The sequence below is a fragment of the Acinetobacter sp. Marseille-Q1623 genome (assembly GCF_902809895.1).
GTDB classification, from domain to species: Bacteria; Pseudomonadota; Gammaproteobacteria; order Pseudomonadales; family Moraxellaceae; genus Acinetobacter; species Acinetobacter piscicola_A.
Map to the genome: position 1 here is coordinate 2139092 of NZ_CADDWG010000001.1, position 12912 is coordinate 2152003.

General features: G+C 40.4%; 14 protein-coding genes. All 14 read right to left on the reverse strand.

Annotated elements, in window-relative coordinates; all coding sequences use genetic code 11:
- Positions 1–50: 50 nt before the first annotated feature.
- The 14 genes from HUV91_RS10110 to hisS all read right to left on the reverse strand — a co-directional run bounded on the left by HUV91_RS10110 (position 51) and on the right by hisS (position 12910).
- A complete protein-coding gene (locus HUV91_RS10110; RefSeq protein ID WP_174493313.1) occupies positions 51–470 on the reverse strand; it encodes an acyl-CoA thioesterase in 420 nt (139 codons plus the stop codon).
- Between the two features lie 3 nt (positions 471–473).
- Positions 474–2024, reverse strand: coding sequence for an HAL/PAL/TAL family ammonia-lyase (locus tag HUV91_RS10115; protein ID WP_174493314.1), 1551 nt, complete (start codon positions 2022–2024; stop codon positions 474–476).
- A gap of 15 nt (positions 2025–2039) precedes the next feature.
- Complete coding sequence (locus HUV91_RS10120; RefSeq protein WP_174493315.1) at positions 2040–2966, reverse strand: acyltransferase; 927 nt, start codon at positions 2964–2966, stop codon at positions 2040–2042.
- Positions 2959–3708 carry a glycosyltransferase family 2 protein gene (locus HUV91_RS10125; protein ID WP_174493316.1) on the reverse strand — a complete coding sequence of 250 codons (750 nt, stop codon included), beginning with the start codon at positions 3706–3708 and terminating at the stop codon, positions 2959–2961. The genes HUV91_RS10120 and HUV91_RS10125 overlap by 8 nt, the downstream gene beginning before the upstream one ends.
- A gap of 9 nt (positions 3709–3717) precedes the next feature.
- On the reverse strand, positions 3718–5412 hold the full coding sequence (locus tag HUV91_RS10130; RefSeq protein ID WP_174493629.1) for an AMP-binding protein: 1695 nt from the start codon (positions 5410–5412) through the stop codon (positions 3718–3720).
- 9 nt (positions 5413–5421) lie between these two features.
- Positions 5422–6003, reverse strand: a complete 582-nt coding sequence (locus HUV91_RS10135) for a septation protein IspZ (RefSeq protein ID WP_174493317.1) — start codon at positions 6001–6003, stop codon at positions 5422–5424.
- Positions 6000–6248, reverse strand: coding sequence for an acyl carrier protein (locus tag HUV91_RS10140; protein WP_130074110.1), 249 nt, complete (start codon positions 6246–6248; stop codon positions 6000–6002). The genes HUV91_RS10135 and HUV91_RS10140 overlap by 4 nt, the downstream gene beginning before the upstream one ends.
- Positions 6249–6257: 9 nt before the next feature.
- Complete coding sequence (locus tag HUV91_RS10145; RefSeq protein ID WP_111858831.1) at positions 6258–6518, reverse strand: phosphopantetheine-binding protein; 261 nt, start codon at positions 6516–6518, stop codon at positions 6258–6260.
- Positions 6502–7308, reverse strand: coding sequence for a lysophospholipid acyltransferase family protein (locus HUV91_RS10150; protein ID WP_174493318.1), 807 nt, complete (start codon positions 7306–7308; stop codon positions 6502–6504). Before HUV91_RS10150 ends, HUV91_RS10145 begins: the two co-directional genes overlap by 17 nt.
- Complete coding sequence (locus tag HUV91_RS10155) at positions 7305–7931, reverse strand: beta-ketoacyl synthase chain length factor (RefSeq protein WP_174493319.1); 627 nt, start codon at positions 7929–7931, stop codon at positions 7305–7307. Before HUV91_RS10155 ends, HUV91_RS10150 begins: the two co-directional genes overlap by 4 nt.
- Before the next feature lie 204 nt (positions 7932–8135).
- Positions 8136–9545 (reverse strand): ribosome biogenesis GTPase Der, encoded by a 1410-nt coding sequence (der, locus tag HUV91_RS10160; RefSeq protein WP_130074107.1) that lies wholly within the window; start codon positions 9543–9545, stop codon positions 8136–8138.
- A gap of 191 nt (positions 9546–9736) precedes the next feature.
- On the reverse strand, positions 9737–10885 hold the full coding sequence (bamB, locus tag HUV91_RS10165) for an outer membrane protein assembly factor BamB (RefSeq protein ID WP_174493320.1): 1149 nt from the start codon (positions 10883–10885) through the stop codon (positions 9737–9739).
- Positions 10885–11586: a YfgM family protein gene (locus HUV91_RS10170; RefSeq protein WP_174493321.1), complete on the reverse strand. Its 702-nt coding sequence runs from the start codon at positions 11584–11586 to the stop codon at positions 10885–10887. Before HUV91_RS10170 ends, bamB begins: the two co-directional genes overlap by 1 nt.
- Before the next feature lie 28 nt (positions 11587–11614).
- Complete coding sequence (gene hisS / locus HUV91_RS10175; RefSeq protein ID WP_130074104.1) at positions 11615–12910, reverse strand: histidine--tRNA ligase; 1296 nt, start codon at positions 12908–12910, stop codon at positions 11615–11617.
- Positions 12911–12912 lie beyond the last annotated feature (2 nt).

Genomic DNA, 12912 nt, shown 5'->3' on the forward strand with positions numbered 1-12912 from the left:
CTTGCGATGCGACTTTCATATTTTGCATGACAATTTCCTCTAAATTCACACTAAGCAGGCTGAAAAGCCGACCATGCATTTAAACGTTCAAACAGGACAGATGGCGATTGAAAACACATTTCACGCGTTTCAATATGAACAGCAACCTGTGAGGTAAAACCTTTGGTCAAACGCTTGCCTGAGTCTGCATCAAAAATCTGATATTCAATTTTCAGACGGTTTTCCCATTCTTTTAAAATGGCACGCACACGTATTTTTTGTTGAAACTCGATGCCTTGTACATAACGTACATAGCTTTCAATGACTGGCCATGCATAGCCCGATTGTTTCATTTGTACATAGTTATACTGAAATTCATCAAGTAATTTACAACGTGCGATTTCAAAATATTTAATGTAATGCCCATGCCATACAATGTTCATGGTGTCGACATCATGAAATGGTATTTCAATGATCACATCAGCATGCATAACTCAGCTCCATTTCAACTGTTGATCATAACCATTGAGCAAATCAAACTGTTCAAAACGGTCAACCAAACGCTGTAAATCCTGTTGTAAAGGGCGATCTTCCTCTACAAAGGTGAAGCTTTCAAGCACCCACTGTTGGAACTGCGTTAACACCTGCCCCAATTGTGTATTCAGTCCTTTGAGTTGAATTGCTTGTACTGCGGCACAACTGAGTGCTGCCATCACTTGCTCAGTCAATAGGATCACTCGGCTAGCATCACGTGCAGCAATGGTGCCCATACTGACTTTGTCTTGATTGTGACATTCGGTCGAACGTGAAAAAATTGAAGCGGCAACGGTTTGTTTTAAGGCTTCTGCCGTCCATGCAGATACCCCAATTTGCACAGCTTTAAAGCCATGATTGAGTGGCAAACGCTCAAGACTTGAACCTGTTAAATTACGCGGCAAACCATGATTCATCTTGTGATCGACCAATTGTGCAAGCTGTCGATCCATTAAATCGGCAATATTGGCGATCATGATTTTTAAACTGTCCATGGCTTGGGCAATGTGCCCACCATAAAAATGCCCACCGTGTAATACCCGTAAATTGACAGGATCAATCAAAGGATTGTCATTACTTGAATTTAATTCATTTTCAATAAACTGACGCAGCCATACTTTAGAGTCTTCAAATACACCTATCACATGCGGTGCACAGCGTAATGAATAACGGTCTTGTAAACGTGGACTTTGGTGCGCTGTCTGTACTTCACTGTTTAACCAATTGCGTAATTGCGCAGCAATCTGTTGTTGCCCCTGATGCGGTTTTTGTGCAAATAAAACTTCATCAAAATGGCTCGGATTACCCTCTAAAGCCAAGACATTCATGGCTGTGACCAAAGTACTGCTGAGTGAAATCTGTTCCGCTTTTTTATAGTTCAGGCATGCGATGGCAGTCATGACTGCAGTGCCATTCATCAGTGCCAAACCTTCTTTTGGACGCAGTACCAAAGCCTCAATTTTCTGTTCAGCATAGACTTCTGCAATTGGAACGATTTTTTGCTGTGACTGCAAATACACATCACGCTCACCAACCAAAGCACCTGCAATATAAGACAATGGTGTTAAATCACCACTTGCCCCGACAGAACCTTCAGATGGAATCACAGGAATAATATTTTCATTGAGCATCCAAACCAGACGTTCCAACAATGCCAAAGACACACCTGAATAACCACGTGCCAAAGAACATAAACGTGTCACCACCACAGCACGTGCAGTGATTAAATCAAGATTCTGCCCCAAACCACAGCCATGAAAGCGTGATAAATGCAGGGGTAATTCGTGCACCTGATGCGTTGGAATTTCTACAAGACACGAGTCACCATAACCTGTGGTCACGCCATAAATTACCCCTTCATCTTCAAGCAACTGATCTAAAAAATCAGCACCACGTTGAATCAACTGACGCCATTCTGCTGTTTCAGGTAATGCCACATGGCAACGATGTTGTGCCACAGCCACAATCTGCTCGATGGTTAATGCCTGTTCCCCGACGACTAAAACTTGCATATTGTTATTTTCCAATTATTTATTCCAAAAATGATAAAAGTTAAACCATTGATATGGTGCACGTATGCAATGTTGTTCTAGCAACTGTACATACTGTCGTGTAATGCGATGGATCGCAGCAGTACGTTCACGGCGTGGCAATTGCATTTTCTCAGCCAACAGATGGATATGCACATCAAAACTCTGTTGTTGACGATAACAAAACACCGCTAATAACGGCACTTTCAGCAAATTTGCCAAGATCCATCCACCTTGAGGCCAAAGTGCATATTCACCTAAAAACTGTACACTTTGCACACGGTCTGACTGTACAGGTACACGGTCAGCCGCAATCACGACCCATTCCCCTTGGTCAACTTTATCTTGTAGCAGTAAAGCGGTGTCTATTCCTAACTCATCGACCGCAATCAGTCGTACATCGGCCTTACTGTTTAATTTTTTAATAAAATCATTAAACTTGGTGGCATGCTTTTGATAAACCAAGACATTAATTTTTTGTGTATGTTCTGACTTAATGGCACGTAACAATTCGGTATTGCCAAAGTGCGATACAACAATAATCGCTCCCTTTTGATAATGTGCCCGAAAATGTTCATGCCCATGCAAATTCAGTTTTTGCTCAGAAATATGCCCCAACCAACCTTCAATTTTATCTAAAAGACATTCGCCAAATTGCATGAGATGGGTATAACTATTTGCAAGCGTAGGTGCATGAGTAAACGGTGACTGTTCACCTGCAAATTGATGTAATTTGCTGAGATATTGCAAAGAAGCTTGCTTCGCGGTTTTAGAAAATAGCCAATACCACATAATCACAAAGTACAACACGATACGACATAAAAAACGCCCCCCTAAACGATAGAACCACAACATCAGCATCAAAGGCAGTGCACCACCTTTTTCTTTGAGCTCATTCCAACGCGGTGATCCTGCTTCAGACATCTGCCGAACCTTTATATTTATTTTTGAGCAGTTTAGGCAAGCGCAATAACATTCCAGCAAACAAACGAGAATGCGCTTGAGACATGCCTAAATTATCTCGCCACACATGAAAATGTGAAATACCTTGCTCAGGATAAATTACTTTGGTTGGTACATTAATAAAAGGGATATTTTCCCATTTCAGACGCACTAAAATTTCACTGTCAAAGCCCATACGTGCTTGAAATTTTGCAGTATTTAATATTTGAATGGTCGCTGCCAATGGGTAAATCCGAAATCCACACATACTGTCTTTAATGTCAAAAGACAGACTATTGATCCATACCCAAATATGCGTTGCATAACGTCCATATAAACGCTTTTTCGGTACAGTGTCATCAAAAATGGGCTGGCCGATCACCATTGCTTTTGGGTGCTGCTGTGAGATCTGTAAAAACTTAGCGATATCCTGCCAGTCATGCTGACCATCTGCATCAATTTGTAATGCATGGCTAAGACCTAAATCAAAGGCTTTTTGCAGCCCTGTCATGACGGCTTGCCCTTTGCCTTGGTTCATTGCATGTTCAACCAAAATAACATGTTCACACTGCTGATCCAGCATATGCAAGAGCTGTGTACATTCGGCATCACTACCATCATTTACCACAATGACAGGCAAGGCAAAATCATTTAAATGCTCAAGCAATGCTTGAATATAATGTGGATGATTATAAACAGGGATCACAAAACCATACTGCGCCATATTCATCTCCTAGATCGTATCGGTTTGCTGTTGCAGTACAAACAGTAAACGCCCTGATGCCAAAAGCTGTTGTTCTGAGCGCATTTGGAAATATACTTTGTGTTGTTTACGCTCTAAAAGCAAAGTCACCACAGCAAAAGGTTTAATCAAATCTTGAAATTTAAGTTGCTCATAGCCATTGCACCATGCTAAATCTGCCCATGCTTGTTTTGCAAACTGCTGAATAAATCCAATCTGCCCAACACCAGGATAAATAGGATAATTTGGAAAATGCCCCTTAAAACATTCAAGTTCAGGTGGAAATTCCAATAAATATTGTGCAGATTCTGCAGTATATGACTGATTCAGGACGACGGGCGTCAATAAAGGCTGAAACAAAGATTGCATCATCTGTTTATTCAGTTTGGATTGACTGTTACGAGGCAATTGTGACAAAAAGCGCCATTGCCGTGGTATTGCTATACTTTCTAATTTATCAGTTAGTTGTTGTTTGAGTTGTGCCACAAACTGTGCTTTACCGACTTGCGCTAAATGCTGTCTTGCACTTTCAGATAAAACAGCGACACACACTAAAATGTACCGATGTTGTTTTTCAATTAACAGCGTATGACATTCAAGCACATCGGTTAAAGTTAAGATTTTTTGCTCAATCGCATCCAAACTTAGCCGTTTTTCTTCAAGTTTAACAATACGATCTAAACGTCCAAGTAACTGAAAAGCAGATTGAGTTTGTGCTGCATCTACAGCCTGCGCACGATCACCCGTAAAAATCCAGTCGTCAGTAAATGCATGATTGGTTTTCACGCCTAACTCTTCTTGTGCTGTGACCTGTATTTCTACATTAGCAAAAGGGGTCCATACAGCCTCATCCTGCTGACGATGGGCGATTCCACCTGTTTCCGAGCTCCCCAACACTTCCACAATCGGACGATTCAGCAAAGGGCGTATGCCTGACTCTAATTTTCCACCCGAAGAATATACAGACTGACAATCTTGCAATACCACGTCCCTTGTCCAACGCTTCAATAAAGCAGGACTTGAAATCACATAATTTTTACGTTGCAAATGCTTTAATTTTTGCTGTACTGCGACCACATCTTCGGGAAAGGCGAGCTGTGGAAGATAAAAACTGCGTCCCGTTGCTAAAGGCAAAAGGAGTTTAAATAACAACCCATAAATATGCTGATGACTGACCGTTGCGATGGCAATACTGTCCTGATCTAAATCAAAACTTTGATCTAAACCTTGTACTTCATTCAGCAGTTGACGCAATGTTCTGGGAATTTTTTTCGGTTGTCCTGTAGAACCCGAGGTATAAAAGTAAACTTGTGCTTGTGTCAGAAATGCATCATCTAAAAGGAGCGAATCAAAATAAAATGGTGCTTTTACATCTGTAGTATGTTCTACAATCGGCTGAGGGCTTAAAAAATAAATATCTTGTGCTGCCAATTCAAGTTCCAAATCTTTCACACGATTCGGTGCCAACAGCAGTTCTTTATTGGCCAATAATGCTGCAAAAAACAGCACCAAAAATGTATAGCTGTCATTTTCCCAAAGTGCATATTGTTTTGCTTTTAACTGTTGTATCGCATTGGCTTGTTGACAGACCTCTTGCCAAAAATCACGAAAACTGATTTGCCCCAAATCTGCTTGGACACACAACGTTTTCAAAGATTGGATATGCGTTTGGAAATGACACAACAACATTTTAAATCACTCTTTCTTTTGGTTATTTAACTCAGCCAATTGCTGCTGATTTAAACGCTGATGGCGTTTACGCAAAATAAACTCACCTAAAAACAAAATTCCCATCAACATATAGGAAATAAAGCCATTATAAATGACCCAAATTTTCATGGGTGCAGCGATCACCGTATATAAAGCAATGGCAGCATTAAATACAAAGAAAATGCACCAAACAATGGTGACCTTTCTTGTCCAAATCACCCCTGACTCAGGTAAATTCGGCTCAACCAAACGCGCAAAACGCTCAATCATTGAAGGTGGTTTGATTAAGGTTGAAGCAAAAATAATCCCTGCTCCCACACTCATCAATACCGGGTACATTTTTAACCAAGCGTGCTCTTGGAGCAATAGACTAAGCCCACCACACAGAATGGCAAACCATGTCAGTGGCAAGAGTAAGGGATGACCTTGACTAAATAATCGGATGACACCGAGGACAATCAAGACGACACTGATCCAAACGAATTGTCCTTGAGATAAGCCCCAACCAACGAAAAAGGGATATGCAATCATTAAAATGACAACAATCCCTTTAAAAATATGCTTCATTCAACTGACATGTTTTGAATGACCGTCACCACATCTTGAACTGTGCGGACATTTTTAAAGTCTTCAGGCTGCACTTGCTTCCCTGTTAATTCTTTAATTTTCACAACTAAATCAATCGCATCAATACTGTCTACATCTAGATCAGAATACAAATTTGAATCCAACTGAATATCATCAGGTTCAATTTCAAATAACTCTTCCATCCACTCACGCAGTTTTTCTAAGATTTGTTCTTGTGTTAACATCTTATCCTCTTATGCTTTTTGTTGGCTTTCAACCAAAGCCACTAAACTTTGAATTGATTTAAAATGCTGTTTAGTGTCTGCTGACTCAGCATTGAGATGAATGTTGTAGCGTTTTTTCAATGCTAAACCTAATTCTAATGCATCAATTGAATCTAAACCTAAGCCATCCCCAAATAAAGGGGCTTCAGTGTCGATGTCATCTATGCTGATGTCCTCGAGTGCAAGTACATCAATAATCATTTGTTTTAATTCATCAGCAAGATTGCTCATTGTTGGATAGCTCTTGATTAAAAAATTGTTGAAGTTTTTGATTTAATTGACGAACACGCTTTGGCGAAACCTGAGTATCCTCAAGTAACTCATCAATTTGAATCGCATCTAAAACTTTGATTTGGATATGAAAAGGTTCAGATGGCACATGATACCATTTTTCATTTTTGGTTAATGTCGATGGCGTACAACGAATTAAAATTGGACGAATAGGCACATTGGCACGTAATGCAATATTGGCTGCACCGCGTTGAAACTCATTCAGTATTTCACCTTTCGCTGTGCGTGTTCCTTCAGGGAAAATCAATAAGGAAGCCGCATGATCTTCTTGCAATCGTGCGACACAATCTTGAATAAACTGCTCAGAACCTGCATTTAAAATATAGCCTGCTGAACGTACTGGACCTTTAGTAAATGGATTTGACCACAGCGCCTCTTTCACCACACAATTGGCTTTTTCCATCAGTCCAATTAATACGACGACATCCACCAATGTTGGATGATTCGCAATCACCAATTCTTGACGGCTTTGTTGTAACTTTTCTAAGCCTTCAATGTCATAAGTCATGATGCCCAATTTGACCATCATTTCAGTAAAACCTTTGAAACTGTGGCGAATCACTTGCTGTGCACGATTTTGTCGAATTTTGGCATCGGAACTCGATAAATTCACCAAAGGAGCAATAATCCCACCGATCGCCACACCACCTAAGCCAAAACTAGCAAAACTGAATCCCGTTGCACCCACACGCCAAGCATAGTTTATTTTTTTACGAAGTTGTTTCATCATTCACATCTTGACCAAGTACCACAGCTTGACTGTGATGGGTTCGTCCAAAAATTATAAAAATTATCTGCATCTAAATATTTAGGTTCTACTTCTCGCACAGCACGTTCATCAAGTTGTACATTTGCCGCCCTTAAATCCAATACAGCAGCAAAGGCAAAACCTTGAAATGCTTGCTGTTCCACATAAATATCTGGCAAGGCTTGGTCATAATATACCACCATTGCCCGACCTTGAGGACACATGGTTTTTAAATACGCATAAGCCTCTAATACTGCTTCAGACCAATTTGCACATAAACTGGTAGAGAGCGTTGCATCCTGACATAAAATCGAATACAAACCGCCGATTGCATTGTGTACAGAGGTTGAAAACTGTGTCGGTGAAGGCGTTAAACCTTGCAAAACATCTTGTAGAATTTTATAGGTTTTATGTTCATCACCATATTGAGATGCCCATACAATATAATCTACAGGGTTTTCCTCAACACATTCAATGGCAGTATTTAATGCTAATTTTGCAAGAGAAGATAATCGTCTACGCTGCATGGCAGGAATATGCTCAAGCGCAGGCAAACTTTCTCCTGCACAACGATATTTAAACTGTGAGATATTCAATTGAATCATGTTGAATCTCTGCCTACGGCATCACTATTTTCTATTTTTTTGCAACCTATAAAAATTGCGCGATGATTATATCACTGCATATAAAAAATACTCATCAAAAATCAATCTGTTTTTTGTATTTTTCAGTAAAAATATTTAACCAAATGAGCAAAACCCAAAGCGAACTTTGGGTTTTTCTTTTGAAAAAATATAAGGTAATGAAAGTTAACGATTAAATTTCTTTTCTGCTTTCTTAAATTTCTGAATATAACGACGACGACGTGCTGCTGTACGCTCATCCACCTGAGATTTACGTCCTTCAAATGGGTTTTCCGAAGTTTTAAAATCAATGCGTACAGGTGTACCTTCTAACTTGTAGACTTTACGGAACACATTTTCTAAATAACGACGATAGTCCGCAGGCGTTTTGTCGACTTTATTCCCATGAATCACAATCGTCGGTGGGTTCTGTCCGCCCATATGCGCATAACGCATTTTGATTCGTTTACCACTAAACATTGGCGGTTGATGTGCATCAGTCGCATCATTCAAAATTTGTGTTAATTTTGCAGGTGAAACTTTTAAGTGTGAAGAATCATAAGCACGATGAATCGAAGGATATAAATCCCCAACACCTGTGCCATGTAATGCTGAAATTAAATGAATTTTTGCCCAGGGAATAAAGTCAAAACGACGATCGACATCCAATTTACACTGTTTGCGGTCATACTCAGACATATTGTCCCATTTGTTAATGGCGATGACCATGGCACGCCCTGCTTCAAGCGCATAACCAATTAAATGTAAATCTTGTTCAACAATCCCTTCACGTGCATCCACAACCACGACCACAACATGTGCATCTTTCATTGCCTGTAAAGTTTTCACAACTGAGAATTTCTCAATCATTTCATCAACTTTACCTTTACGACGTACCCCTGCGGTATCAATCAGTGTATATTGACGACCATCACGTTCAAAGGGAATATAAATCGAGTCACGTGTTGTCCCTGGTTGGTCAAATGCCACCACACGTTCTTCACCCAATAATCGGTTAACTAAGGTTGATTTACCGACGTTTGGACGCCCAATAACAGCCAAACGTAAACCCGTCGCTTTATCGTGCTCTGCTTCATCTTCATCTTCAGGAACATCCGCAAGGACATCTTCAAGCATTTGCTGCACACCACGACCATGACTTGCAGCCACTTGTAGGGGCTCACCCATACCAAGTTTAAAGAACTCAACCAAAGCCGCTTCAGCATGTACGCCATCGACTTTATTGGCAACTAAAAAGACTTTTTTACCTAAGGTACGAAGCTCACGGGCAATTTGTTCGTCTGAAGCCAACAAACCTGCACGTGCATCAACTACAAATACAATAATATCAGCTTCATTGATGGCAGTTTTTGACTGCTCCGCCATGTAGGAGTCAATTCCTCCTTCATTTTCACCAATACCGCCAGTATCAACAACAATAAACGATTTATTTTGGTATACAGCATCACCGTATTTACGGTCACGTGTAAGACCTGCAAAGTCTGCAACAAGTGCATCACGACTCTTGGTAATCTGGTTAAATAACGTTGATTTTCCGACGTTCGGACGTCCAATGAGCGCAATTACGGGTTTCATAGATTAACCTTAATTCAAGATCAGCCAGTTGGACTGGTCTGAACATCAGAGAGCGAGGAAGAATGTGGGAGTAAATACTCCACGATCTTTCGATCAAATTCACTAAAATAAAGAACTCGGGGTATTGATTTTCAATCACCCCGAGTCATAAAAAATATATAGGTATTAGTTTAACACATGCATTAAAAAAATTAACGGTTCTGCCAAACAGTTAATTTACCTGTGCGTGTTGCAACATACAGTTGATTATCAATCACACGTAGTGTACGTACTTCACCACTGGTTTTTGCACGCCCCACAATTGTACCTGAGTTAGGGTCAATCAGATGCAACACACCATCCAAATCACCGACAACTAAATATTGTCCAAGAACAACCACATTACTCAGTTCACGATTTAACAATTGATCATTTGACCAAATGACTTGACCCGAAGTCAAGTCAAATGCTGCAACTTTACCATTGGTTTGCGCAACAAAAACTTTATTATCATACACTTCTGGACGTGTTGAACTTCCTGCATCAACACTCCAAATCACACGTTGTGAAGCTAAGTCCAATACAGTGACTTGACCTTGATAACTATTGGTCACGACAAACTGACCCACCACCACAGGTTCACCATCCACGTCAATAAGACGCTGAATATCTGAACGACCATCTGTCACTGCAACACGGCGCTGCATACGTGGCATACCCGACAAACTATCAATCGCATACACATAGCCCGTCGATGTCGCTACCGCAATGGTCCGTGGATCTAACTCTACAGGTGCAGCTTGACCACGTAAACTAAATGATGCATTCGATAGCTTGTATGTCCATGCTTGTTGACCTGTTTCTTGATCAAAAGCATAAACCGTACCATCATTGGCAACCACAATCACACGACCCGTTTGGATATGCGCTGGGCTAATAATCGCACCAGAAAGCTGTGCTGCCCATTTTTGCTCACCTGTTGCTTGATCTAAAGCAAACAATTGACCCTTACTATTACCAACAATCACAAGCCCTTGTGCTGCTTCAACACCTGAACTCAAACCGTTTTTAGATACTTTTTTTGACCATAGGCGTTGTTTACCTTGGTATGCTTCAACTTTACCATTCGGATCAAGTAAGAAAATTTTACCGTTATCTGCATCAAGTCTTAAACGTAAAGGATCTTCTTTTGCAGTCGAAGAAACACTTTGCGAAAACACTGGGACAAGACCTGTTGCTTGCGCAATCTTAGGAAGTGGGTTGGGTTTAACTTTTTCTTCTTTGACTTTGTTGCTTGAACAACCAACCAATGCAACTGATAATATTGCCAAAGCAAAAGGTATTTTATATTTTCTATCCATTAAGACTCATCCACTTGTGTTTCTAAGATTGGGCGTTCAAAATCAGGATCATCCACTAATACGCCGACACTTTCGAGTTTAATTTGTAAAATTTGACGCTCTTGTTTACGTTCCAATAACGCATCCCATGCAGCTTGATATGATTTTTTAGCATTCTCAATATCATTTTTTGCCACATAAACATCACCTTTCATTTCTTCCGCAGTCGATTTGAATGTAGGTTCATTCACTGCAGATAACGTTTTTAAGGCTTCATCATATTTCTTTTGTGCAAATTGTGCATCTGCTAGACGAATTTTAACAGCTTGTAAAATACCTTTATCGTCAATTTTAGAGTTTTCGACTTTTTTCAGCTCACGCTCAGCTTTGGCATAATCTGCTTGATCATACGCCAATTTCGCCATAGTAAATTGGGTCTGAATCGCCTGAATCGAGTCTGGATCTTCTTTAACGAGCTTATCTGCTGCTGTCGTTAATGCCGCTGTTGCTTTTGCATCACCATTTGCCGCATGTGCTTGATCAAACAATTGCTGCACTTTGGCAGTCTGATTTTGCGCTTTTGCCAAATTATTTTTTTGCCAATACTGCCAACCAAAAAAGGCGATCAACGCAATGAGAACCCCGCTCACCATAGCTGAGCCATATTTCTTAAAAAATGACTTCAAACTATCTAGTTGTTCTTCGTCAGTCATTGCGCTCATAAGATTGCCCTTTTATTCATGTTTTCAATTATTTTGCAGAAAATTTTTCTATAGAAAATGCAACTAGATCAGTCACGGCAACTTCATGCTGCTCAGCAGTTGCAAGTTCTTTCACCAAGACCTGCTGTGCTGCGGCTTCACGCTCACCATAAATCAATGCGTAAACTGCACCCGATTGATCCGCTTTTTTCATTTGGCTCTTCATCGAACCTTGTGAACCTGTTTTCAAGCGAATTGAACAATTTGCAGCATCCAGTTGATCACGAATTTGCTCAGCAAGTACCAACGCCTGACCTTGAGTCGCAGGGTCAGACACCAAGAACATTTCACATTCACGTACGGGTGTATTGTCTTCCACTTGCTCAAGTAGAAGTAATAAACGCTCCATTCCCATCGCAAAACCAACAGCAGGAACAGATTGATCAGGCTTACCTTTTAACTGTCCAACTAAACCATCATAGCGACCACCTGCACATACTGTGCCTTGTGAACCTAAATGTGTTGTTGTCCATTCAAAAACAGTTTTATTGTAATAATCCAAACCACGTACTAATTTTTGATTAATTACAAATTTTATACCTGCATCGCTCAAATATTGCTGCAATTGAGCAAAATGCTGCATGGTCTCTTGACCCATAAAATCATGCAATTTTGGCGCATTTTGCAAAATTTCTTGGGTACGTGCATCTTTTGAATCTAAAATTCGAAGTGGATTGGTACTTAAACGACGTTGAGAGTCTTCATCTAATTCTGCTTTGTGTGCATTTAAAAATTCAACCAATGCCGTACGATATTCAGCACGTTCATCTGACTCGCCCAAAGTATTCAATTCTAATTGAACTTTATCTGCCACGCCCATGCGTTTCCACAAACGTGCAGTCATTAAAATCAGTTCTGCATCTTGGTCAGGTGTAGCGACACCAAAAGTTTCCACACCAAATTGATGAAATTGACGATAGCGCCCTTTTTGTGGTTTTTCATAACGGAACATTGGTCCCACATACCAAACACGTGGGTTTGCACCACGCAGTAAGTTATGTTCAAGCATAGCACGCACACAACCTGCAGTTCCTTCAGGACGCAAAGTCAAAGACTCGGGTGGATTGCCTTTGTCTAAGAATGTGTACATTTCTTTTTCAACAATATCCGTTGCATCACCAATTGAACGCTTGAACAAATGGGTCTGCTCAACCATCGGCAAACGAATTTGTTGATAGCCATAGGCATCCATCAACGATGCTAAATGCTGTTCTAAACGTCTCCACGCAGGCGTTTGCGTTGGAAGAATATCGTTAAAACCTTTAATTGCGACAATTGAACTCATGA

Coding starts and splice junctions, on each gene's coding strand:
- hisS (WP_130074104.1), bottom strand. CDS start 12,910: ATGAGTTCAATTGTCGCAATTAAAGGTTTTAACGATATTCTTCCAACG.
- HUV91_RS10135 (WP_174493317.1), bottom strand. CDS start 6,003: ATGAAGCATATTTTTAAAGGGATTGTTGTCATTTTAATGATTGCATAT.
- HUV91_RS10150 (WP_174493318.1), bottom strand. CDS start 7,308: ATGATGAAACAACTTCGTAAAAAAATAAACTATGCTTGGCGTGTGGGT.
- der (WP_130074107.1), bottom strand. CDS start 9,545: ATGAAACCCGTAATTGCGCTCATTGGACGTCCGAACGTCGGAAAATCA.
- HUV91_RS10140 (WP_130074110.1), bottom strand. CDS start 6,248: ATGTTAACACAAGAACAAATCTTAGAAAAACTGCGTGAGTGGATGGAA.
- HUV91_RS10115 (WP_174493314.1), bottom strand. CDS start 2,024: ATGCAAGTTTTAGTCGTCGGGGAACAGGCATTAACCATCGAGCAGATT.
- HUV91_RS10145 (WP_111858831.1), bottom strand. CDS start 6,518: ATGAGCAATCTTGCTGATGAATTAAAACAAATGATTATTGATGTACTT.
- bamB (WP_174493320.1), bottom strand. CDS start 10,885: ATGGATAGAAAATATAAAATACCTTTTGCTTTGGCAATATTATCAGTT.
- HUV91_RS10170 (WP_174493321.1), bottom strand. CDS start 11,586: ATGAGCGCAATGACTGACGAAGAACAACTAGATAGTTTGAAGTCATTT.
- HUV91_RS10155 (WP_174493319.1), bottom strand. CDS start 7,931: ATGATTCAATTGAATATCTCACAGTTTAAATATCGTTGTGCAGGAGAA.
- HUV91_RS10120 (WP_174493315.1), bottom strand. CDS start 2,966: ATGTCTGAAGCAGGATCACCGCGTTGGAATGAGCTCAAAGAAAAAGGT.
- HUV91_RS10125 (WP_174493316.1), bottom strand. CDS start 3,708: ATGGCGCAGTATGGTTTTGTGATCCCTGTTTATAATCATCCACATTAT.
- HUV91_RS10110 (WP_174493313.1), bottom strand. CDS start 470: ATGCATGCTGATGTGATCATTGAAATACCATTTCATGATGTCGACACC.